We start from the raw sequence: 20,833 nt of genomic DNA, 5'->3' as shown, positions 1-20,833 counted from the left end.
GAATATCATTTACATTTTGGCTGGTGCGGTCACGCCCAGCAGTTTCAATCCATTGCTCAATACTTGCCGTACCGCGGCTACCAGACCTAACCGGGCCAGCCGTAGCGGAACCTCCGGCACCAGGAAACGCGTAGCATTATAGTAACTGTGAAACTCACCCGCCAGTTCTCTGAGATAGAAGGCTATCAAATGAGGGGAAAGTTCCTTTGCCGCCGCTTCCACTATTTCCGGATAATCGATCAGTTTTTGCAACAGGGACAGTTCCACGGTACTCGCAAGCGGACTCATATCCGCAGTAATCAGCACCGCAGCATCTTCGCCCCATTGTTCCAGCACGCTGCAGACTCTTGCATGAGCATATTGCACGTAATAAACAGGGTTTTCGTTACTTTGCGACTTGGCGAGATCCAGATCGAAATCCAGATGCTGATCACTTTTACGCAGCACGTAAAAAAACCGCGCTGCATCGTTGCCTACTTCCTTGCGCAATTCCCTCAAGGTGACAAATTCACCGGAGCGGGTGGACATGGGCGCTTTCTTGCCGTTACGGTAAAGCACTGCGAACTGCACCAGCGCGATTTCAAGCTTCGCGGGATCGAGCGCCAATGCTTTCATCGCGCCTTTCACACGCGGTATATATCCGTGATGATCAGCTCCCCAGACATCGATGACGCGCTCGAACCCGCGCTCGAATTTGTTGAGATGATAGGCGATATCGGAAGCGAAATAGGTGAATTGCCCGTTTTCCCGTTGTACCACACGGTCTTTTTCATCGCCAAAATCGGTTGAGCGGAACCACGTGGCCCCATCCTGTTCATAGAGATGGTCCCCTTGTTCGAGCAATTCAACCGCATGCGCGACAGCACCGCTGGCAAATAAGGATTGCTCGGAAAACCAGGTATCGAAAACAACGCCGAATTCCATCAAGTCATTGCCACAATCCCCCAGCTGTTCCGTCAGGACAAAATTGTGGATATACGCATAATCCTGTCCCAATAATTTTTTTGCGTTGGCAATCAGTCCGTCGAGCTCGGCCTCGGTATTGTCGCCCGTTTCCCCCGCGAGGCCATCGAACAGCAAGTCAGGCTCATGCACATAACGCCCCCCATGAGCCTTGTATATCAGCCTCGCCATATCGCGTACATACTCGCCCTGATAGGCATTGCCAGGGAAACGTGAAGTCACTCCATTCAGCTCAAGGTAACGCAGCCACGTGGATAAGGCGAGAATATCCATCTGTCTGCCGGCATCATTGACGTAATACTCGCGTGCCACAGAATAGCCGGCTGCAGCCAGCACATTGGCCAGGCTCGCGCCGAATGCGGCGCCTCTGCCGTGTCCCACGTGCAGAGGTCCGGTCGGGTTGGCCGAAACGAACTCCACCTGAATCTTTTTGCCCGCACCGATATTGACATGTCCGAACAATTCGCCATGTTCCAACACATGACGCGGAAACTGCTGCTTGGCGGATGTCTTGAGAAACAGGTTGATAAAACCCGCGCCCGCAATCTCGATTTTCTCCAGATAAGGTGAGGCGGATAGCGCATGGACGAACAGCGCAGCGATCTCACGTGGATTTCTACGCAGCGGCTTGGCTAACTGCATCGCCAGGTTACAAGCATAATCGCCATGGCTTGCTTGCCGGGGGCGGGCGAACTCTATGTTCACGCCCACGCTCGGCGGCGCCAATTCGGTAAGGGTTGGGTGCAGAAGTTCGGTGAAGTGGGATTTGAAATCAGGCTGTGCTGGCGAAATCATGGCCACATGGCGGTAATGTGCAGCCCTCATTATAGCGGCGTTGGCATGAATTACGCTTGCCAGTTTGATTTACCCGGATTGCTTCGTGAATAGGCGGATAGGCGGAACGCAGCAAACCGGTAGTCCGCTCCCCTCACGGGAGCGATGCCTACCGCCTTACGCCCGCAGGTTCCTGGCAAAAAAGGGACTCACTGACCCCGTCCTTTTCGCCTGCGGGACGCCTGCAAAGGATCGCTAAAAGACGATGGTCCAGCCGGGTTGATTCGCCTGCTGCTTTGTATAGGATACCCCGTGCACCTTCAACCCGTTCTGGTTCAGCAACGTGATGATACCGCCCTTATTGGATAAGGCAGCGGGCGGTTGCACCTCGACACGAAGCGTGGCGCCGGGCTCGAGCGTTCCGCTCAACGGCATTTTCGCTTTCTGCTTGTCGGCCAAGTGCCAGCCCGCTAGCGAAATGACGCGATCACTGGCATTCAGTAGTTGAACCCACTCCTTTTCGGGCGATTCTTTGGAATTGACCAGCGCCGCAATAATGCGCACCAAGCCGTCAGGTAGTGATTCCGTGGGTTGCGGCACAACCGGGTCGGGGTTGATGGGTTCGTGTTCCTCTCCAGCGCTCAATGTATGCCCCGTTACATCGTCCGTATGCCAGCTTTGCGACTGGAACTTCAAAAAAACCGCTGTCCACTGTTGCTGAAGGGGAAACTGAAAAAGCAGGCCGCCGTCCTGCCATACCCCGTCATCCGCAATAAATCTGCCCACATTACCCTGGTTCATATGAATATCATGAATGCCGTTACCAGGTAAAAATCCGAAGTACTTGTCTGCTTTATTGCTCTCCGGTCCCCATCTTTCACCGAAGGCATAGACCAGCGCCTCCTCATCCGCCATCGCGCGCTGCACGATCTGGTCGAGCTTCTCATTCAGATCATTATCAGGCCCAGGCAGATCATGCGGGAGGGGGGTCATCAGTCCCGCCTGCACCAGGTTGCCTCGGATAAGATCAAGCGCGCCCGACTCGGGATTTGGCGCAAGCCGGTTAAAGCCGCTGGGTAGAACGGACACGACCTCCGTGAGCGGGTGGATGAAGTGGGATTTGATGTGATACATCAACTCGGATGGCGCCAATTGAGATTTCACGTTGATCGCTATTCGATAATTGACGCCGATCTCATCCACGATGTGGATCTGGTAGTGGGGTGAAGACCCCGAACCGAGGCGGCGGGAAATAGCCCTGCCTTTCAAAACGCCATAACTATTCAGCGGCATGTTTTCCTCCCAGACAATTACTTCGAGCGATGCTCAGATTAAGAATAGCCTCAAATTCGCCGGTTTGCGGAAAACATTTTTTACCGCATCTCCTGGCTTATCCCGTCTTTGCCAGGAATTCGACCATGCGTATCGGAGCATATGCCTTCTTTCGCCCCTCACCATCGCAATCTGAGGTAGCCTTCTGTTTCAGCGAAATTAAAGCGCACGGTGTTGGCGCCGCGCTGCAACCGCGGCCGCTGGGCAAGAGGCTTGAATGGCCCTGCCGCCGAACGGGACTGTTCAAACCGGAGCCGTCTGTCGCTTGGGGAGAAGATGTGCAGTTCGTACTGTCCGGCACGAATTTGGCGCAATTCGGGAGCGAATGGCCGGGCCAGCGGTTCACCCACGAATACGCCCTCCCCCGGCCACGCCACGCTCTTCCAGTAAGCCTCGATGGCGCTTGCGCCGAGCGCGTAGTGAAACATTGCAATAGCCGGAAAAGGAAATTTCTGCATGTGATTGCAGGGCTCCACCACAGTGCCGTAGCTCGCGGTGGCGCCTGCTTCCAGCCAGCGCAGGCTGCTCATCTGGTTTGAATCCGTGAGCTGGCCGCCCGCTGATGTCAAATGATCAGCCAAGGCCCCCGGCAGAAAATCCAGTGTATTAAGTTGCGGCACGTGCACCGATCCCGTGAAATAAAAAAGCACGTCGTCGCGGTCCGAAATTGCTTCGGTTTCCAGAATTTCAATGGGAAAAACACCCGCCAGCTCTTTTGCAGCCAGTTCAAAATAACTGGCTCGCACGCTACGCTCCTTGTCTGGCGTTTTCACCAGATAGGCGCTACCGTGCGGGAAACTGTGATCAGCGGCAATACCCCGGTCAATGAGCGCCTTGACTTGCTCGAAGTCGACGCCGGCGAGCATCATCGCGGGCCGCAACTGGTGATCGCTTGCCGGATCAAAGCTGGAAGAGTTGAAATAGGGGCTGGCTTGCGTCGGCCCGCAACCGAGGGAGCAAAAGCTCTCGTCAAAGCCGAAGGCCAATGCGGACGTCAGCGACATGCATCCCACCCGGTAGGGAAGGGTCCAGGCCACGGCGTAGGCTTGAACATGGGCAGGTACCATCCGGTCAATCTCGGCCTTCAGTTGCTGAAACTCTTCCTTTGACAATGCGCTGTGGCCAGCGGGGAACTCCAGATGGATTACATTGCCTTCGGGAATATGGCGCGCCTTCTGGTAATAACTGCCAATTTGCCGTGACAGGGGATCGCTGTCGTTAATAATGACCGCGATATCTTCGGGAGTCAGTGCCGTGTGCGGTAACTGAACCCGCGCTTGGGCAATTCCGGGCGGTGGTGCAAGCAACAGGATAGCGAGCAGCGTGCTGGCAAGCGGCGCGAAAAGCTTTATCGTGGAAAAAAGGCTTTTGCAACCATCACGGCTTGACGCCGTCTGATTACCTGTAAGCGTTACGCCCCCGGCGCCTCTCCAAGTCGAGAGGAATCCGCGAAACCGGGCTGCGCAAATCGGGATTAGAGAGCTGTTCCCCTCTCTTATTGCATAAGCAAATTTCATCGTCATGCATGATAATGATTCCAGGAGAACGAGTCCACTATCCAATGCTGCCTCTCCACGATCTTCTTCATCAGCAAATTCCCGCAGTGCCGGTTACGAAACTGCTCGGAGTGATCAATCTCGTGGTTTTTGCGGCCATGCTCGCCGGTGGCGCAGGTCTATGGCACTCTTCCAATAGCGTCCAGTTGGCATGGGGAGCCAATTTTGGCCCGGCTACGCAAGACGGGGAATGGTGGCGGCTGGGGAGTGCGATGTTCCTCCACTTTGGCGTTGTCCATCTGGCGTTGAATCTTTGTGCGCTCTGGGACGTCGGCCAGCTTGTCGAACGCATGTATGGACACGTGCGCTTCGCGTGCATCTATTTTGCCAGCGGTCTGGCGGGCAACCTGTTGTCGCTCGTCGCACATAGGGGGCTGGCCATCTCCGGTGGCGCGTCAGGGGCCATTTTCGGCATATGTGGCGCCCTGCTGGTCTTTATGTGGCGTGAGCGCGGCAATCTCCATCCACGTGATTTCCGCTGGTTTTTCTGGGGTGCTGCCGGCTTTGCAGCCGTCAGCCTTGTTCTCGGCCTTCTAATTACCGGTATCGATAATGCTGCCCATATCGGTGGGTTTGCGGCTGGAATATTGGGTGCGATGATATTCGCACGACCTGCCGAGGCAGGCGGACGCGGCTCATCCCGTCGACTCCGCCGCACCCGTCTGCTTGCGGGCGGCGCTTTTGCACTCGCGATTATCATCCTGGTCACCCAGATCCCCGTGCGCACTTATCGATGGAGTGAAGAGGTATTGACACGCCAGGAGATTGGAGAATTCCTACGGGACGATGCCGCGATCACCCGGACATGGCAGAACATACTGGACGAGGGCAAGCAAGGGGGCGTTTCCTTCGACGAGCTTGCGGGGCGCATCGATATCGCTGTCGGTGACCGTTACGAAGAAAGTTTTGAGCAGCTTTCCCATCTGCCCCCCGATCCTGCCCTGCCTTCCGCCGCCACCGTGGAAATGCTGCGCCAGTATGCCGAGCGCCGCAGGGACGCATCGCGCGCCCTGGCGGAAGGACTGCGCGCCAACAAACCCGAGCAGATCCGCGATGCGCTGGAAATGGCCAGGCAATCGCGTCAATTGACCCCCGAGCCGTAGAGGGGTTAATACACTTTTTCAGCCATGGTTTGCTGCATCAGGTTCCATGAAGACGATCTCCCAGATATGACTATCCAGATCCTGAAATCCATGCCCGTACATGAAACCGTGGTCTTGTGGCTCGTTGTAGGTTGCACCGCCGGCAGCGACTGCGTTGCGTACCATTTCATCGACTTTTTCCCGGCTCTCTGAAGAAAGACAAAGGAGCACTTCTGTGCTCTTCGCCGCATCGCAAATTTCTTTGGGGGTAAAAGTCTTGAACTTGTCCTCGATCAACAGCATGACGAATATATTGTCCGCCACGATCATGCAAGTGGCAGTCTCGTCAGTAAATCGAGGGTTGAACGTGAAGCCGAGCCTGGTAAAAAACTCCACCGATTTGTCCAGATTCTTTACCGGCAGATTCACGAAAATTTTGGTAGCCATAATCCCTCCATTTTAAATTATCAGCAATGAGCGTCGCTCCGCCGTGCCTCCCTGATAGTTCATGGTAGTACGGAGTGAATGGAATGGGTTTGCTGTAGCCATGTTTTTCTGTTTTTTTACTGCCTTTTACTACCACACAGGAGTCGCAATGGCTTGGCGTTCATTTGGTAATTCTTTAAATCCAGGCACTCGAAAAAATTTTTGACACACATCAAAAAATATAGCACTATGGCCCCAACGCACTAGCAGTAGTAAAATATATCGAAGTTGAATACTAGATGTTGTGGTATGGCAGTACCGCAGCATCCCAGCTTCAACCCCGGGAAAAAGCAGATTTCCCATATAGATGAGGAGAATCGGAGATGCAGCTTGCCACAAACAATACAAACCACGCGACCGTATCCGGGCACGAGTTTTCTTCTGCCCCTTCCACACAGAATTCGCGATATTCTCAATACAAGATCATACGCCGCAATGGTTCCGTGGCTGCGTTCGAGCCGGCCAAGATATCCATTGCGATGACAAAAGCATTCATCGCCGTCAATGGCGGCCAAGGGGTGGCGTCCGCCAGGGTGCGCGAAGTGGTGGCACGGCTGACGGATGATGTGGTGAATGCGCTGATTCGCCGCCAGCCTTCCGGCGGGACTTTTCATATCGAGGATATTCAGGATCAGGTGGAGCTCGCGCTGATGCGCTCCGGAGAGCACGATGTGGCGCGCGCTTATGTGCTTTACCGCGAGGATCGCGCGCGGAAGCGGGCGAAGCAGAAAGAAATGGGAGTGGTGGAAGCGCCGGCCGCCATTCTGAATGTGATCGAGAATGGCCGCAAGGCCCCGCTGGATACGGCACGGCTGCTGACGGTGATTGAATCTTCCTGCGAGGGTTTGGGCGAAGTGGTAAATCCCGGGCTGATACTCAAGGCAACATTGAAAGACCTGTACGATGGGGTGCCGATGGAGGAAGTAAGAAAATCGGCGATTTTATCGGCACGCGCCTTGATCGAAAAAGAGCCCGCCTACAGCTACGCCACCGCACGATTGCTGCTGCATACCATTCGTTTCGAGGTGCTGGGGGAAGAAATCCTGCAACAGGAAATGGCGAACCGCTATGCCGGGTATTTCCCGGAGTTCATCAGGCGCGGGATCGATGCCGAGTTGCTGGATGAGCGTCTGGCGCAGTTTGACCTGCCACGCCTGGCCAAAACCCTGGATGCGGGGCGCGACCTCAAATTTGGCTACCTGGGCCTGCAAACCTTGTATGACCGTTATTTTCTGCATGTGCAGGAGCGGCGTATCGAGCTGCCGCAGGCATTTTTCATGCGCGTCGCGATGGGGCTTGCGTTGAACGAAATCGATCGCGAGGCGCGCGCCATCGAGTTCTACCACGTGCTGTCAAATTTCGATTTCATGAGTTCGACACCGACCCTGTTTAATTCGGGAACCCGCCGGTCGCAGTTGTCTTCCTGTTATCTCACCACTGTGCCGGACAACCTGGATGGCATTTACGAGGCGATCAAGGAAAATGCGCTGCTTGCCAAGTACGCCGGAGGACTGGGCAACGACTGGACGCCAGTGCGGGCAATGGGCTCGCGTATCAAGGGCACCAACGGCAAATCGCAGGGCGTGGTGCCTTTTCTCAAGGTCGTGTCCGATACGGCGGTAGCTGTGAACCAGGGCGGCAAGCGCAAAGGCGCGGTTTGCGCCTATCTGGAATCATGGCATCTGGATATCGAGGAATTTCTGGAGCTGCGCAAGAACACCGGCGATGACCGCCGCCGTACCCATGACATGAATACAGCCACCTGGATTCCCGACTTGTTCATGAAGCGCGTGATGGATAACGGCGAATGGACGCTTTTCTCGCCTTCCGACGTGCCCGATCTGCATGAAAAGTTTGGCAAGCGGTTCGAGGATGCCTATCTGGCCTACGAGGAAAAAGTCGCGCGCGGCGAGCTGAGCCTGTACAAGAAAATCCCGGCGCAACAGCTATGGCGCAAGATGCTCAGCATGCTTTTTGAAACCGGGCATCCGTGGATCACTTTCAAGGACGCCTGCAATGTCCGTTCGCCGCAAAATCACGTAGGGGTAGTGCATAGCTCCAATCTCTGCACCGAGATAACCCTGAATACAAATGAGCACGAAATCGCCGTGTGCAATCTTGGCTCGGTCAACCTCGCAGCCCACATCCATGAAGGAAAGCTTGATGCAGACAAGCTGAAGCGCACTGTCAGCATTGCCATGCGCATGCTGGACAATGTAATCGACATCAATTTCTATGCCGTCCCCAAGGCGCGCAATGCCAACCTCAAGCATCGACCGGTGGGATTGGGGATTATGGGCTTCCAGGATTGCCTGCATATGCTGCGTATCCCCTACGCTTCAAAAGAGGCTGTGGAATTTGCCGACCATGCAATGGAAGCAGTTGCCTACCAGGCCTATTGGGCTTCCACCGAAATGGCCGCGGAGCGCGGCCGCTATGCCTCCTATCGCGGCAGTCTGTGGGATCGGGGGATTCTGCCTCAGGACACGCTCGACCTGTTGCGTGAAGAACGCGGCGGATATGTCGAGGTGGATATGTCCGCTACCCTGGATTGGGACGCATTGCGCGAGCGCATCAGGAATCACGGCATGCGCAATTCCAACTGCCTGGCAATTGCACCGACGGCAACCATTTCCAATATCATCGGCGTATCCGCGAGCATCGAACCGACGTTTCAGAATCTTTACGTCAAATCCAATTTATCCGGGGAGTTCACCATGGCTGGCGAGTACCTGGTAAACGACCTGAAGAAGCTGGGACTCTGGGACGAGGTGATGATTGCCGACCTCAATTATTTCGATGGCGCCCTGGGGAAGATAGACCGCATACCCGCCGACCTTCGCCGGCTTTACGCAACCGCCTTCGAGGTGGAACCGCAGTGGCTGATCGAAGCGGCATCACGGCGGCAGAAATGGATCGATCAGGCGCAGTCGCTGAATATCTATATGTCTGGGGTTTCCGGGAAGAAGCTGGATGAGGCCTACAAACTGGCTTGGCTGCGCGGCCTGAAAACCACCTACTATTTGCGCTCGCTCGGAGCAACTTCCGCGGAAAAATCCACGGTCAAGGGCGGCGCCTTGAACGCCGTATCTGCGGAAGGGAGCCTCACTTCCATCAGTGCGTCACCTGCAACCGACGTAAAATATTGTTCCATTGATGATCCCGAGTGCGAGTCGTGCCAATGATCAATATTCGTGACGTAAATAAAAGGAGAAAAGTATGCTGACATTCGAGGATGAAACAGTGCAATCGGAAACGCCGCGGATGAATGGCGCTGCATCAAGGCTGAGCCTGCAGGATGGCCCGGGGAGCACCAACGGAATTGAAGCGAAGAATACCGATGAACATCAGGCCGCAGATGTGAATCGGCGCATATCGGTGGAAGACAAGCGTATTATCAATTGCAAGGCCGATGTCAACCAGTTGGTGCCATTCAAGTACAGGTGGGCATGGGAAAAATATCTCTCCGCCTGCGCAAACCACTGGATGCCGCAGGAAATCAACATGAGCCGCGACATCGCCTTGTGGAGAGATCCCGAGGGGCTCACCGAGGACGAGCGCCGGCTGGTTAAACGTAATCTGGGCTTTTTTGTCACCGCTGATTCACTTGCGGCCAACAATATTGTGCTGGGGACCTACCGCCACATCACCAACCCTGAATGCCGGCAATATTTGTTGCGCCAGGCATTCGAAGAGGCGATCCATACGCATGCTTATCAGTACATCGTCGAATCACTCGGATTGGACGAGGGCGAGATTTTCAACGCCTATCATGAAGTGGCGTCAATCCGCGAAAAGGACGAGTTCCTGATTCCGTTCATTGACACGCTTACCGATCCGGCGTTCAAGACAGGCACACCAGAAGCTGATCAGAAGCTGCTGAGAAGCCTGATCGTATTCGCCTGCATCATGGAAGGCATGTTCTTTTATGTCGGCTTCATACAGATCCTGGCGCTGGGAAGGCAGAACAAGATGATGGGTGCAGCGGAGCAGTATCAGTACATTCTGCGGGACGAGTCCATGCACTGCAATTTCGGCATCGATGTCGTTAATCAGATCAAGATGGAAAATCCGCATTTGTGGACCAAGGCGTTCCGCGATGAAATCAGTGCATTGATAAAGAAAGCGGTGGAACTGGAATATCGTTATGCGGAGGATACGCTGCCGCGTGGTGTGCTTGGATTGAATGCGCCGATGTTCAAGGAATACTTGCGCTATATCGCCAATCGCCGCTGTCAGCAGATCGGTCTGGACATTCTCTATCCGGGAGCGGGCAATCCTTTTCCATGGATGTCCGAAATGGTTGATCTGAAGAAAGAAAAGAACTTTTTTGAGACGCGTGTTACCGAATATCAGACTGGCGGTGTGCTAAGCTGGGACTAGGGAAACGAAATTGACATGCAGAAACAGCACGAGAAGAATGAGCTTTTGGTTGAATGAGGGAAAGCCTGATTGATGTCAGCAGTGATATGCCATGAATTTCCGAAAGCGAAAGCCGGATGCGCCTGCCCGTCTTGCAACAACAGCGGGCAAGGCGGCATTGCCTGAAGCGAGCTCCGGGGGTTACAGTTCGCCGATATCCGCGGTCCCTGTTTGTCTATATTTGCGTAGCGGTAAGTGTAGTAAACATAGCAAGTTGTAAATCCCGTGTAACCTTAATCTGGAGGTGGAAATGGCAACGACCAAGAAACCCGCGGCAACAAAACCTGACGACAAGAAATCAACGGCTGTAAAAAAGCCTGCGGTTAAGGAAGCTCCAGTCAAGAAAACGCCGGCAAAGGAAACGGATGAAAAAAAAACGGAAAAAAAGTCTGAGGGCAAGACCGCCGCTCCAGCCAAAAAACCCGTAGCCAGGGCTGCAACCTCGACCAAAAGCTCGGCCACAGCTTCGGAAAAGGTTTCGGCAAAAGAAGAAACCCCGGCCAAAAAAACAGCAGGCAAGAAACCTGTTGAGAAAAAAGCGGACAAGAAGGCTGAAAAAAAGACTGAAAAGAAGAAGGCTGAGAAAAAAGCCGAAAAGAAGGCCGAGAAAAAATCAGCGGTAAAGAAAGATAAGTCGGCGAAGAAAACCGATTCAGGCAAAAAAGGGAGCACAAAGAAATCCGGAGGGGAAACGTCCTCTGCAAAAACCATATCAGAGAAAAAAACGAAGAAATCAGCAGAAAAAAAAACGCCTGAATTAGCCACCAGCCCTGCCGCAAGTTGGCCCTTTCCCCTTTCGGGCTCAAACTCTTGAGCTTGACGTCCAGCGTTGCGGATCAGCCTCACCTGACAAGCTGAAAGGCTGATCCGCAGGTTTTTCACATGAAGACCGGCTTCCTCCTGGAAACCGCAAAGGTTTTTTACTCCTGTTTTTTGCTCCTTGAACAACCAGGACACGTTGCCCACTGCGCCGGTGTCATTTGGGAGTCAAGAACAGCCGGTCTTCGCTATACATGAATTATTTACGCTGGTACAATTTTACGGACGAGGTTAGGATTAACTTGAATTCAATCTGTAAATCTTAGTGGAGGTACGGCATGGCTCATACAATTCCACAAGCGTCACGCGATTACGACACCACCCGCATTGTTGAACGTCCAGATGGCTTTTACTGGCATGATGAAAAGGAGAGTGACAAGGTTTTCGGTCCCTTTCCTACCTTACTCGAAGCCATCCAGGATATGGAATACAACGCTGAATCGGATTATGAACCTGGGGAAACACTGGAGCAGGCCGAGGAAGAGATTGGTATATCGGACTGGATTGATCCCGAAACGGGTCAACCGGGGGAAGTGTCGTTCCGTCTCGAGGACTGATCTGCAGGCTTTTGCTCTCGCAGGTTTAACTTTAGCTACCCGGCGATATACTTTTCCAGAAGAGCCGTAGATAATCCGCTGCCAGAGCCAGCAGAGCTGCGTGCGATGGTAAAAAAACGCGGACGCCAGAAAAGCAGATGCGTGGGCTGGCCGGGTAACCAGGGCCGTTTATGGTTCCCCGGTATTTATCGATTGATAAAACCGGCTTCCATCTTGCCATTTCTTCCTTCTTCCTTGATCTGCCTCAATCGTCTCTCTAATCGAAGGTCTCCATGAATTACCGCGAAGAACAGGACACCATGGGCATGGTGCACGTGCCTGTCGCTGCCCTATGGGGCGCGCAGACACAACGTTCCTTGCAGAACTTCAGAATTTCCGGCGAACGGATGCCTCTCGCGCTGCTTCACGCGCTGGCACTGGTGAAACGTGCAGCGGCAAGCGTTAACTGCGACCTGGGCCTGCTCGCTCCCGATAACGCCGCGGCCATCATTCGCGCGGCCGATGAGGTGATTTCAGGCTGTCACGATGCGGAATTCCCTTTGCTGGTATGGCAGACGGGCTCGGGAACCCAGACCAACATGAATATGAACGAGGTGTTGGCGAATCGTGCTTCCGAGTTGCTGGGCGGCGGGCGGGGGCACGAATGCAAGATCCATCCCAACGATGAGGTGAATAAGGGACAGTCATCCAACGACGTATTTCCTTCCGCCATGCACGTGGCTGCGGCACAGTCGATCAATCATCAGTTAATACCCTCCATCGTCGCGCTTCGCGGAACGCTGGCCGCCAAGGCTGAGGAATTTTCAGGCGTCGTCAAAATTGGCCGTACCCATTTACAGGATGCAACGCCCCTGACATTAGGACAGGAATTCTCGGCTTATGTTTCACAACTGGACCACGGCCTGGAGCATATGGAGGCATCGCTTCCGCATCTGTATGAACTTGCCTTGGGCGGTACCGCTGTCGGCACAGGACTTAATACCCATCCAGAGTTCGCCGTGCGTGTGGCAGCGGAATTGGCGGAACTGACGAGCTTGCCCTTTGTCACAGCTCGCAACAAATTTGAGGCTTTGGCGGCGAACGATGCGCTGGTCCATGCTCACGGCGCGCTGAAGACCCTGGCGGCGTCCTTGATGAAAGTCGCGAATGATATACGCTGGCTTGCCTCCGGGCCACGCTGTGGCATCGGCGAATTGAAAATCCCGGAAAACGAACCGGGCAGCTCCATCATGCCGGGAAAAGTCAATCCGACTCAATCAGAGGCAATGACGATGCTGTGCTGCCAGGTGATGGGCAACGATGTAGCGATTAATTTTGGCGGTTCGATGGGAAACTTCGAGCTCAACGTCATGAAACCGCTAATCATTCACAATTTTCTGCAAAGTGTTCGCCTGCTCGGGGATGGAATAATCAGCTTCAACGATAATTGTGCAAAAGGGATAAGCGCCAATGTCGATCGCATTGACGAATTGATGCGTAATTCGTTGATGCTGGTGACGGCGCTCACACCCTACATCGGCTATGACAAGGCAGCGGAAATCGCTAAAAAGGCGCATCGCGAGGGAACAACGCTGAAAGAGGCGGCGATTGCATCCGGCCATGTTACAGCCGGGCAATTTGAAAACTGGGTAAGGCCGGAGCATATGACAGGGGCGGGCAAACAGAATTAAAATTATCGTCCCTGATCTTCTGTTTGAATTAGGATATGGAATAGTGTCAGGACCGGTCCTCCGGCATCCAGCCAAAGTTTATGGAGCAGTCGAAATCTCTCGAACCCTGAACGACTTTATCCTGTGTAGCCTCGCATTAGCTGCGAGAAACGCAGGCACGGCATTGGCCGCTTGAGCCTGATGCAACCATCGCTGACGCCCAAGGTCGGTCTTGTATTGACTGGCGGTGGGGCACGCGCAGCGTATCAGGCAGGAGTGCTGCGAGCCATCGCTGATATGTTGCCCAAAAGGACGCGCAATCCCTTCCCGGTCATTTGTGGAACTTCCGCCGGGGCATTGAATGCCGCCAGTCTCGCGCTTTCCGCCCGCAATTTTCAGGAAGGCGTTCGGAAGCTATCGACAGTGTGGGAGAATGCGCACGTAAGCAAGGCCTATCGTTCCGATCCCATTGGCGCCTACGGAAATGCCGCACGCTGGCTGGCTTCGCTACTCCTGGGCAGCCTCGGAAAGCGCAGCGCGGTTTCCCTCCTGGACAATTCGCCGCTTGCCGATCTACTGAAGCATAGTCTGCCGCTTCGCGGCATACAGCGGAGTATAGACGCGGGAGCCCTGCATGCGCTTGGCATCACAGCCTGGGGCTATACGTCCGGGCAATCGGTTACGTTCTATCAGGGGGCGGATGACATCGCACCCTGGAAACGGGAACGCCGCATCGGCCTCTCGGCGCGCATCGGGATTGAACACCTGCTGGCGTCCTCCGCCATTCCCCTCCTTTTTCCCGCTGTAAGGCTCAATCGTGAATATTTCGGGGACGGCTCCATGCGCCAGCTCGCACCTATCAGTCCCGCGCTGCATCTGGGCGCGGACCGTGTGCTGGTGATAGGCGTGCGCAAGGCCGTCGAAACGCAGCCTGAACGAGAGAAAGTAGACAGCTACCCCACATTGGCACAGATAGGAGGTCACGTTATGGGCAGTATTTTTCTGGACAGTCTTGACGTCGATCTGGAACGCCTGCAACGCATCAACAATACTCTCCTGATGATCCCCGACGAGAAGCTGAAAAATAACGACGTGAAGCTGCGCCGGATCGAATCGATGGTAATTTCCCCCAGCGTGGAGATCAACAAGATTGCAGCGCAATACGCTCATACGCTACCGCGTACCTTGCGGCTTTTTTATCGTGCGATTGGAGCAATGAGGCGGGACGGCTCGGCGCTTCTGAGCTATGTGCTGTTTGAGGAACCGTTCTGCCGCGCACTGATTGAGCTGGGGTATCAGGACGCCATGCCGCGCAGATCCCAAATTCTGCAGTTCCTGTGCGTCAACACAAGGCAGTGAGGCGGACGCTGGTATAATCCCGGTAGCGATCCAGTGAACCGGTAAGGCTGAATTTCTTATCTGCGCTCAAGTAGCCACTTCATTTTCAGAGATTATTTATGGACGTCGCCAGTCCGGAATTCTGGGTCGCGGTACTCCAGATTATCGCCATCGATATCGTTTTGGGCGGCGATAACGCGGTTGTCATTGCCCTTGCATGCCGGCGGCTGCCGGAGAAGCAACGTAATCTCGGGATTTTCTGGGGCGTATTCGGTGCCATTGCCCTGCGCGTGGTGCTGGTTTTCTTTGCCCTTAATCTCCTGGCAATTCCGTTCCTGAAAATTCTCGCCGCAGTGCTGCTGTTGTGGATCGGCACCAGGCTGCTTCAGCCCGAACCGGCGAATAATGGTCACCACATCGACGCAAGTACCACATTGCTCGGCGCAATCAAGACTATCATCATTGCCGATGCCGTGATGAGTCTCGATAACGTGATTGCCATTGCCGGAGCAGCCAGGGACAGCCTGAGCCTCGTCGTTTTCGGTTTGGTAGTAAGTGTGCCCATCATTGTACTGGGTAGTAAGTTGGTGATGAAGCTCATGGATCGCTTTCCCATCACCATCTTTATCGGGGCGGGCCTGCTGGGCTGGATCGCCGGGGATATGAGCGTGACCGACGCGGTGAGCAAAGAGTGGGTTAATACGAACGCTGGTTATCTGCATTGGCTTGCCCCCGTATGCGGCGCGCTGCTGGTCGTGACTACCGGTAGATGGTTCGCATCGCGGGCGAAGACAAAAACCGCGCCTGTCGATCTGGCGGATGATATAAACAAACCTCTGTAGCTGTCCGCATTAGCTATCAGATATTGAAGGAGAACAGTGTGTTGAAATTCCTGTTGCCGGTTGATGGCTCGGACACATCCGTTAAAGCGGTTGGTGAATTCATCAAACTGATCGGCTGGTATAAGGAAGTGCCGGAAATCCACTTGTTGAATGTGCAATATCCATTGCGCGGGAATGTACCCATGTTCATAGACAAGGAGAGTATTGATCTGTATTACCAGGAAGAAGGCTTGAAAGAGCTTCGGCCAGCGCGCGAGTTACTAGAGAGGGCGGGGATTGCGTGCCGGTTTCATATCACGGCGGGGACTCCGCCGGATATGATTCTGCGTTATGCGGAGGAAATTGATTGCGATCAAATAATCATGGGGCCCCGTGGGCTTGGCGCAGTCAAGGGGATCTTGCTGGGCTCGGTAGCCAGCAGGATCATGCAGCTGGCTACAATACCGGTGCTGCTTATCAAATAATAATTCACGGAGAGTACTGGATAGCATGAGCTTCAAGCAAAGGCGTTTTATCGGAATGGGGAGGGGGCAAAGAGGTTTGACCCTGATCGAAATGATGATGGTGTTTGCCGTTATCGGTATCCTCGTGACCATTGCTATTCCCCCGGCATATCAGTTTTACCAGGATTCACAGGCACGGGAACAGGTCATGGAAGCGGTCAATCTGCTGGATAGCGTAAAAGCACCCATCGCAGAATTCTATTCAGAGAAGGGGAGATGGCCAACAGAGGCAGAGTTCGACAGCCTTGTAACGGTCCGGACGGGAAAGTATGTCGCGAGCCTTACACCAGGAACCCTGGCTAAGGGTTTTCAGGTCACGGCCATGTTCAGGAATAACGGAGTGAGTCCCGGGCTTTTGAGCGACGGCACTGGAAGAACGCTGGTACTGGCGACAAAAGACAGCTTGGAATGGATTTGCAATGATAATACCCATCCCGTCACTGGTATTCCCGATCTCGTTGCAGGCAACGTTCTCCCTCAGCATCGTCCCGCATCTTGCAAATAGCGATGCAAATTGCGCTTGCGATATGGTGGGTGAAAGTTAATCGTATCAGGAGGAAGCCATGAGACGCGGCTGGCCGAGATCATTCATGGAGCATTGACCGCTTCCCGCCAGAGCTTATAATCAGGCAAACAGTCATGTCTCCTCCCGGGGAGAATCGTACTTTTTCTCGGCCGCGGTATTTTTACGCTGTCTGACACTGGCTTATCTGACCCCGGCTCAAATCCGGAGGAACAAGGAAAAAGTAAACAAGAGAGTTATGGCACTCACGTGCATGTTCCATCTCAAACAAGACAACGGGAAAAAAATACATGGACGAATATACCGACCAGATAGCAGCATACTTCAATCTAGTGCCCATGTGGCCTTTGGTCTTGCTAGGCGCAGGGATTGTTGTCGCTGGAATTTATGAGTTGTTCAACCGCAAACGCCGGGCCGAGGACGCCGATGAATTCCGTTCAGCCATTCTCTCGACACTCTCCGGTCTGTATCCCGAGCCTACCAATTGGCCTAAAAGCATAGACACCTACCTTTGCGCCCGGTTGCCGGTAATGCAGGAAATCATTGAAGACTTTAGACGCAATATCCCGCAGGAGGATATCCCTGCCTATAACAGGGACTGGGACAACTATAGCCGCTTTTGCCGCGCTGAGGTAACCGACGACAAATGCACCGAAGCGGAAATGAATCCTGGCAAAGAACCTGATCCAAAAAAAACTTTTCGTACGCTGGTCTCCAATCTCTTACGTTACGCGGACTGAGTTCCAGATAGCGCTTTATATGTGCTCGCCAGGGAAACCCCGAACACAACGTGCGCAACTATGGTAATCCAATCGCGGGCCACCGAGAACCAGGGGAAAAGCACCGTCATCCCGTACATGTTTATCGCGTATAGAATCAACCCATAGAGGGAACCTACAAGCACTGCAAGCACCAGGCCAAGGCGGAAAATCAGACAAGCCAGCAACAGGCTGTATGCGATTGAAATCGCAAAATGAATAAGGGTTGCGACCGCCATTACCTTCCAGTCGAATGCAGGCGGTGGCGGTAAAACTTCCGTCCCCATCAGTATTGCTGCTGTCAAACGCGCATCCCTATACAAAATTTCCGGCAAATCATCCGTGAATATCCACCACAGGACCATTTGCGCTCCGGTGGCGACGGTGCCGGCAACAATACCGGCCCAGATCGCTGCGCTCCAACTCAACGACATGCGTAACAAAAAGAATCGAGCCTGTTAAACATCGTACGGCGCCATATTGTCAAAACCCACTAATCGAAACGAATTCGTTCTACAATGCTAGCGAAGCGACTTGACAAGAATAGACGCATATTGGGGTATTCACAAAAAAACCAACACTGTTTCATCGAAAAGGCTTGTTTATGAATGAGGGACTGCAACAAAACAATGTGCCCGCGAGCCGTGAGCGGCTGCTTACAAACTTGAAACCAGGATAGTCAATAGCGGCATGCAATCAGCCCATCCATGCAAAGCGTCGATCTGACCCATCATTTTCTGATGGCCATGCCAGCCATGGCGGATCCTTTCTTTTCCAAGACGCTAACCTACATCTGCGAGCACAGCGACCAGGGAGCGTTAGGTCTGGTAGTAAATCGACCTATCGACCTTACCCTGAAGGATCTGCTGGATCAACTCGATATCTCTGCCGATGATGAGACTGTAGGAGGGCTGCCGGTCATGTTCGGGGGACCGATACAACTGGATCGCGGCTTCGTGCTCCATCAACCTGTGGGCGAATGGCAATCGACCATGGCGGTTAATGATGAAATCGGGCTCACCACTTCACTTGATATTTTGCGGGCGATAGCAAGCGGAGAAAGTCCAAAACAGCTATTGGTCGCGTTAGGTTACTCAGGGTGGGCACCAGGACAGATAGAGCATGAATTATCGCAGAATGCCTGGCTCACCGTGCCGGCATCGCCAGGCATCATCTTTGATTTGCCGGCTGAGGAGCGGTTGATTGCAGCGATGCGTTCGCTCGGCGTCGATTTCTCCGCCCTGTCGGATGAAGTAGGGCATTCCTGAAAGCAGCGCCTGATTCCATAGGGGGTGGCTACTTCAGTCACAAAAATAAACCGATACGGCAATTGGCCATCAATACCGAGAATACCGGGCATCATCTCGCGGGGACTGTTCTGGCTTTCGATTATGGCGAGAAGCGCATCGGCGTAGCGGTTGGTAATCTGGAACTGGGTTTGGCGCATCCTCTTGCCACGATACGCAATGCGAATACGACCGAATGCTTTGCAAACACCGCTCAGCTGATTGAGGAGTGGAAACCGGCCATGCTGGTAGTGGGCCTGCCTGCTCATGCAGACGGCACGGAACACGAGATGAGCCGGCGCAGCCGCCGCTTCGCCCGGCGTCTCGAAGGCCGTTTCGGCATCAAGACGGAACTGGTGGATGAGCGCTATACTTCAGTTGACGCCAGCGCGGCGCTGCGGGAAACGGGTATCACGGGAAAAAAGCAGAAACCCGTGCTGGATCAAATGGCAGCGCAACTGATATTACAAACCTTTTTTGACAGACGAAATGCAACTACCTGATGCAGAACAATTGCTGGCCAACCTGATTGCACAGGTACGAGACGACCTTGCTTCGAGTACCGCAATCGTGGGAATCCACACGGGTGGCGTGTGGCTGGCGGAACGGCTTCACCAGGATTTGGGGCTTTCACTTCCCTTAGGTACGCTTGATGTTTCGTTTTATCGCGATGATTTCGGCCAGATCGGGCTTCATCCACAGATCAGGCCTTCTGATATCCCGTTCAAAGTAGAAGGAAGCCACATAATTTTAGTGGACGATGTGCTCTATACCGGGCGTACCATACGTGCCGCCATCAATGAGCTGTTCGATTATGGCCGACCGGCGAGCATCCGTCTTGCTGCGCTGGTAGACCGGGGCGATCGGGAACTTCCGATAGCCGCCCAATATGTTGGGAAGGTGCTCGATCTGCCGTCAGATAAAATGCTGGCACTTGAAAAAAATGTCGAGGGAAAATTGAGCCTGAGCCTGTATGACAGACGTCGGGATAATGAGTAACAATCCGCAACTGAACAAGAACGGCCTACTGCAGCATCTGCTCACTACCGAGGGACTACCCGCCCCCATTCTGCTTAACATCCTGGACACCGCCGAGTCTTTTGTCGGGGTTACGGAACGCGATGTTAAAAAAGTCCCCTTACTGCGCGGCAAATCCATATTCAATCTATTCTTCGAACCCAGCACTCGCACCCGCACCACCTTCGAAATAGCGGCAAAGCGACTATCAGCGGACGTAGTCAATCTCAACATTGCGGTGTCTTCGCAATCCAAGGGCGAGACACTGCTGGATACCGTAGACAATCTCTCCGCCATGCATGCGGACATGTTCGTGGTACGGCATTCGCAAAGCGGTGCGGCGCACCTGATTGCGCGTCATATGCGTCCGGAGATTCATGTCATCAATGCGGGTGACGGCCGCCATGCGCATCCCACCCAGGCGTTGCTGGACGTATTCACCATCCGCCGTTACAAAAGCGACTTCCGTAACCTGCGGGTAGCTATCGTGGGGGATATTCTGCACTCCCGCGTGGCCCGCTCTCAAATCCATGCGCTGACTACACTGGGGGTACCGGAAGTGCGGGTCATCGCACCTAAAACCTTGCTGCCCACCAAGGTTGAACGTCTCGGCGTGCACGTGTATCACGAGATGACGCAAGGGTTGAAAGATGTGGATGTGCTGATGATGTTGCGCTTGCAAAACGAGCGCATGCTGAGTGCGCGTCTTCCCAGCACCGAAGAATATTTCAAATATTACGGACTCACTCAGGAGAAGCTGGCGCTCGCGAAGCACGATGCAATTGTATTGCATCCTGGACCAATGAACCGCGGGGTCGAAATTGATTCCGCCGTAGCGGACGGCAAGCAATCGGTGATCCTGCCCCAGGTAACGTTCGGGATCGCGGTACGGATGGCTGTTATGTCGATTCTGGCGGGGAATTGAA

Annotated in this window: 20 protein-coding genes; 15 read left to right on the top strand and 5 right to left on the bottom strand. The window is 53.9% G+C overall.

The window, feature by feature from the left end; translation table 11 throughout:
* Positions 1-9: 9 nt before the first annotated feature.
* The 3 genes from argS to BMZ14_RS09245 form a co-directional block, all read right to left on the bottom strand.
* The gene (gene argS / locus BMZ14_RS09255; protein ID WP_074797068.1) at positions 10-1,758 is read right to left on the bottom strand and encodes an arginine--tRNA ligase; all 1,749 of its coding nucleotides are present in this window, start codon (positions 1,756-1,758) and stop codon (positions 10-12) included.
* 234 nt (positions 1,759-1,992) lie between these two features.
* A complete protein-coding gene (locus BMZ14_RS09250; protein WP_074796967.1) occupies positions 1,993-3,030 on the bottom strand; it encodes a DUF2278 family protein in 1,038 nt (345 codons plus the stop codon).
* 158 nt (positions 3,031-3,188) lie between these two features.
* Entirely contained in the window at positions 3,189-4,592 is a 1,404-nt protein-coding gene (locus tag BMZ14_RS09245; RefSeq protein ID WP_256208530.1) for a TIGR03790 family protein, read from the bottom strand.
* A gap of 38 nt (positions 4,593-4,630) precedes the next feature.
* On the opposite strand from BMZ14_RS09245, the gene BMZ14_RS09240 reads away from it, so the two are divergent.
* Positions 4,631-5,728, top strand: coding sequence for a rhomboid family intramembrane serine protease (locus tag BMZ14_RS09240; protein WP_074796966.1), 1,098 nt, complete (start codon positions 4,631-4,633; stop codon positions 5,726-5,728).
* Between the two features lie 18 nt (positions 5,729-5,746).
* On the opposite strand, the gene BMZ14_RS09235 is transcribed toward BMZ14_RS09240, so the two are convergent.
* Positions 5,747-6,154: a VOC family protein gene (locus BMZ14_RS09235; protein WP_074796964.1), complete on the bottom strand. Its 408-nt coding sequence runs from the start codon at positions 6,152-6,154 to the stop codon at positions 5,747-5,749.
* A gap of 362 nt (positions 6,155-6,516) precedes the next feature.
* Between BMZ14_RS09235 and BMZ14_RS09230 the strand changes: the two genes are divergently transcribed.
* The 10 genes from BMZ14_RS09230 (at position 6,517) to BMZ14_RS09185 (ending at position 17,586) form a co-directional block, all read left to right on the top strand.
* The gene (locus tag BMZ14_RS09230; protein ID WP_074796962.1) at positions 6,517-9,378 is read left to right on the top strand and encodes a ribonucleoside-diphosphate reductase subunit alpha; all 2,862 of its coding nucleotides are present in this window, start codon (positions 6,517-6,519) and stop codon (positions 9,376-9,378) included.
* 34 nt (positions 9,379-9,412) lie between these two features.
* Positions 9,413-10,576: a ribonucleotide-diphosphate reductase subunit beta gene (locus BMZ14_RS09225; RefSeq protein WP_074796960.1), complete on the top strand. Its 1,164-nt coding sequence runs from the start codon at positions 9,413-9,415 to the stop codon at positions 10,574-10,576.
* Between the two features lie 289 nt (positions 10,577-10,865).
* On the top strand, positions 10,866-11,429 hold the full coding sequence (locus BMZ14_RS14825; protein ID WP_074796958.1) for a hypothetical protein: 564 nt from the start codon (positions 10,866-10,868) through the stop codon (positions 11,427-11,429).
* 283 nt (positions 11,430-11,712) lie between these two features.
* Positions 11,713-11,991, top strand: a complete 279-nt coding sequence (locus BMZ14_RS09215; protein WP_074796956.1) for a hypothetical protein — start codon at positions 11,713-11,715, stop codon at positions 11,989-11,991.
* Positions 11,992-12,263: 272 nt separating this feature from the next.
* Positions 12,264-13,661 carry a class II fumarate hydratase gene (fumC, locus tag BMZ14_RS09210; protein WP_074796954.1) on the top strand — a complete coding sequence of 466 codons (1,398 nt, stop codon included), beginning with the start codon at positions 12,264-12,266 and terminating at the stop codon, positions 13,659-13,661.
* A gap of 180 nt (positions 13,662-13,841) precedes the next feature.
* Positions 13,842-14,999 (top strand): patatin-like phospholipase family protein, encoded by a 1,158-nt coding sequence (locus BMZ14_RS09205; protein WP_074796952.1) that lies wholly within the window; start codon positions 13,842-13,844, stop codon positions 14,997-14,999.
* Between the two features lie 98 nt (positions 15,000-15,097).
* Positions 15,098-15,820 (top strand): TerC family protein, encoded by a 723-nt coding sequence (locus tag BMZ14_RS09200; RefSeq protein WP_074796950.1) that lies wholly within the window; start codon positions 15,098-15,100, stop codon positions 15,818-15,820.
* 38 nt (positions 15,821-15,858) lie between these two features.
* Complete coding sequence (locus BMZ14_RS09195; protein ID WP_074796948.1) at positions 15,859-16,284, top strand: universal stress protein; 426 nt, start codon at positions 15,859-15,861, stop codon at positions 16,282-16,284.
* A 25-nt stretch (positions 16,285-16,309) separates the two neighbouring features.
* Positions 16,310-16,828 carry a pilin gene (locus tag BMZ14_RS09190; RefSeq protein ID WP_074796946.1) on the top strand — a complete coding sequence of 173 codons (519 nt, stop codon included), beginning with the start codon at positions 16,310-16,312 and terminating at the stop codon, positions 16,826-16,828.
* 308 nt (positions 16,829-17,136) lie between these two features.
* Positions 17,137-17,586, top strand: a complete 450-nt coding sequence (locus BMZ14_RS09185; protein ID WP_074796944.1) for a hypothetical protein — start codon at positions 17,137-17,139, stop codon at positions 17,584-17,586.
* Here the strand turns inward: BMZ14_RS09185 and BMZ14_RS09180 are convergent.
* The gene (locus BMZ14_RS09180; RefSeq protein ID WP_074796942.1) at positions 17,574-18,038 is read right to left on the bottom strand and encodes a sodium:proline symporter; all 465 of its coding nucleotides are present in this window, start codon (positions 18,036-18,038) and stop codon (positions 17,574-17,576) included. The two genes, BMZ14_RS09185 and BMZ14_RS09180, sit on opposite strands and share 13 nt — an antisense overlap.
* 273 nt (positions 18,039-18,311) lie before the next feature.
* Here BMZ14_RS09180 and BMZ14_RS09175 point away from each other — a divergent pair, with 273 nt between their 5' ends.
* The 4 genes from BMZ14_RS09175 (at position 18,312) to BMZ14_RS09160 (ending at position 20,832) form a co-directional block, all read left to right on the top strand.
* On the top strand, positions 18,312-18,872 hold the full coding sequence (locus BMZ14_RS09175) for a YqgE/AlgH family protein (protein WP_074796940.1): 561 nt from the start codon (positions 18,312-18,314) through the stop codon (positions 18,870-18,872).
* Positions 18,873-18,934: 62 nt separating this feature from the next.
* The gene (ruvX, locus tag BMZ14_RS09170; protein WP_256208528.1) at positions 18,935-19,393 is read left to right on the top strand and encodes a Holliday junction resolvase RuvX; all 459 of its coding nucleotides are present in this window, start codon (positions 18,935-18,937) and stop codon (positions 19,391-19,393) included.
* Positions 19,380-19,889 carry a bifunctional pyr operon transcriptional regulator/uracil phosphoribosyltransferase PyrR gene (pyrR, locus tag BMZ14_RS09165; RefSeq protein WP_074796938.1) on the top strand — a complete coding sequence of 170 codons (510 nt, stop codon included), beginning with the start codon at positions 19,380-19,382 and terminating at the stop codon, positions 19,887-19,889. Before ruvX ends, pyrR begins: the two co-directional genes overlap by 14 nt.
* Positions 19,882-20,832 (top strand): aspartate carbamoyltransferase catalytic subunit, encoded by a 951-nt coding sequence (locus tag BMZ14_RS09160; RefSeq protein WP_074796936.1) that lies wholly within the window; start codon positions 19,882-19,884, stop codon positions 20,830-20,832. The genes pyrR and BMZ14_RS09160 overlap by 8 nt, the downstream gene beginning before the upstream one ends.
* Position 20,833 lies beyond the last annotated feature (1 nt).

The organism is Nitrosospira briensis, from assembly GCF_900115125.1.
Lineage (GTDB): Bacteria > Pseudomonadota > Gammaproteobacteria > Burkholderiales > Nitrosomonadaceae > Nitrosospira > Nitrosospira briensis_A.
This window is presented reverse-complemented; position numbering and strand designations above follow the sequence as displayed.

What these genes read in the sequence shown, in the direction of transcription:
- argS (WP_074797068.1), bottom strand. Translation starts at nt 1,758, where the DNA reads ATGATTTCGCCAGCACAGCCTGATTTCAAATCCCACTTCACCGAACTT.
- BMZ14_RS09250 (WP_074796967.1), bottom strand. Translation starts at nt 3,030, where the DNA reads ATGCCGCTGAATAGTTATGGCGTTTTGAAAGGCAGGGCTATTTCCCGC.
- BMZ14_RS09245 (WP_256208530.1), bottom strand. Translation starts at nt 4,592, where the DNA reads ATGACGATGAAATTTGCTTATGCAATAAGAGAGGGGAACAGCTCTCTA.
- BMZ14_RS09240 (WP_074796966.1), top strand. Translation starts at nt 4,631, where the DNA reads ATGCTGCCTCTCCACGATCTTCTTCATCAGCAAATTCCCGCAGTGCCG.
- BMZ14_RS09235 (WP_074796964.1), bottom strand. Translation starts at nt 6,154, where the DNA reads ATGGCTACCAAAATTTTCGTGAATCTGCCGGTAAAGAATCTGGACAAA.
- BMZ14_RS09230 (WP_074796962.1), top strand. Translation starts at nt 6,517, where the DNA reads ATGCAGCTTGCCACAAACAATACAAACCACGCGACCGTATCCGGGCAC.
- BMZ14_RS09225 (WP_074796960.1), top strand. Translation starts at nt 9,413, where the DNA reads ATGCTGACATTCGAGGATGAAACAGTGCAATCGGAAACGCCGCGGATG.
- BMZ14_RS14825 (WP_074796958.1), top strand. Translation starts at nt 10,866, where the DNA reads ATGGCAACGACCAAGAAACCCGCGGCAACAAAACCTGACGACAAGAAA.
- BMZ14_RS09215 (WP_074796956.1), top strand. Translation starts at nt 11,713, where the DNA reads ATGGCTCATACAATTCCACAAGCGTCACGCGATTACGACACCACCCGC.
- fumC (WP_074796954.1), top strand. Translation starts at nt 12,264, where the DNA reads ATGAATTACCGCGAAGAACAGGACACCATGGGCATGGTGCACGTGCCT.
- BMZ14_RS09205 (WP_074796952.1), top strand. Translation starts at nt 13,842, where the DNA reads ATGCAACCATCGCTGACGCCCAAGGTCGGTCTTGTATTGACTGGCGGT.
- BMZ14_RS09200 (WP_074796950.1), top strand. Translation starts at nt 15,098, where the DNA reads ATGGACGTCGCCAGTCCGGAATTCTGGGTCGCGGTACTCCAGATTATC.
- BMZ14_RS09190 (WP_074796946.1), top strand. Translation starts at nt 16,310, where the DNA reads ATGAGCTTCAAGCAAAGGCGTTTTATCGGAATGGGGAGGGGGCAAAGA.
- BMZ14_RS09185 (WP_074796944.1), top strand. Translation starts at nt 17,137, where the DNA reads ATGGACGAATATACCGACCAGATAGCAGCATACTTCAATCTAGTGCCC.
- BMZ14_RS09180 (WP_074796942.1), bottom strand. Translation starts at nt 18,038, where the DNA reads ATGTCGTTGAGTTGGAGCGCAGCGATCTGGGCCGGTATTGTTGCCGGC.
- BMZ14_RS09175 (WP_074796940.1), top strand. Translation starts at nt 18,312, where the DNA reads ATGCAAAGCGTCGATCTGACCCATCATTTTCTGATGGCCATGCCAGCC.
- pyrR (WP_074796938.1), top strand. Translation starts at nt 19,380, where the DNA reads ATGCAACTACCTGATGCAGAACAATTGCTGGCCAACCTGATTGCACAG.
- BMZ14_RS09160 (WP_074796936.1), top strand. Translation starts at nt 19,882, where the DNA reads ATGAGTAACAATCCGCAACTGAACAAGAACGGCCTACTGCAGCATCTG.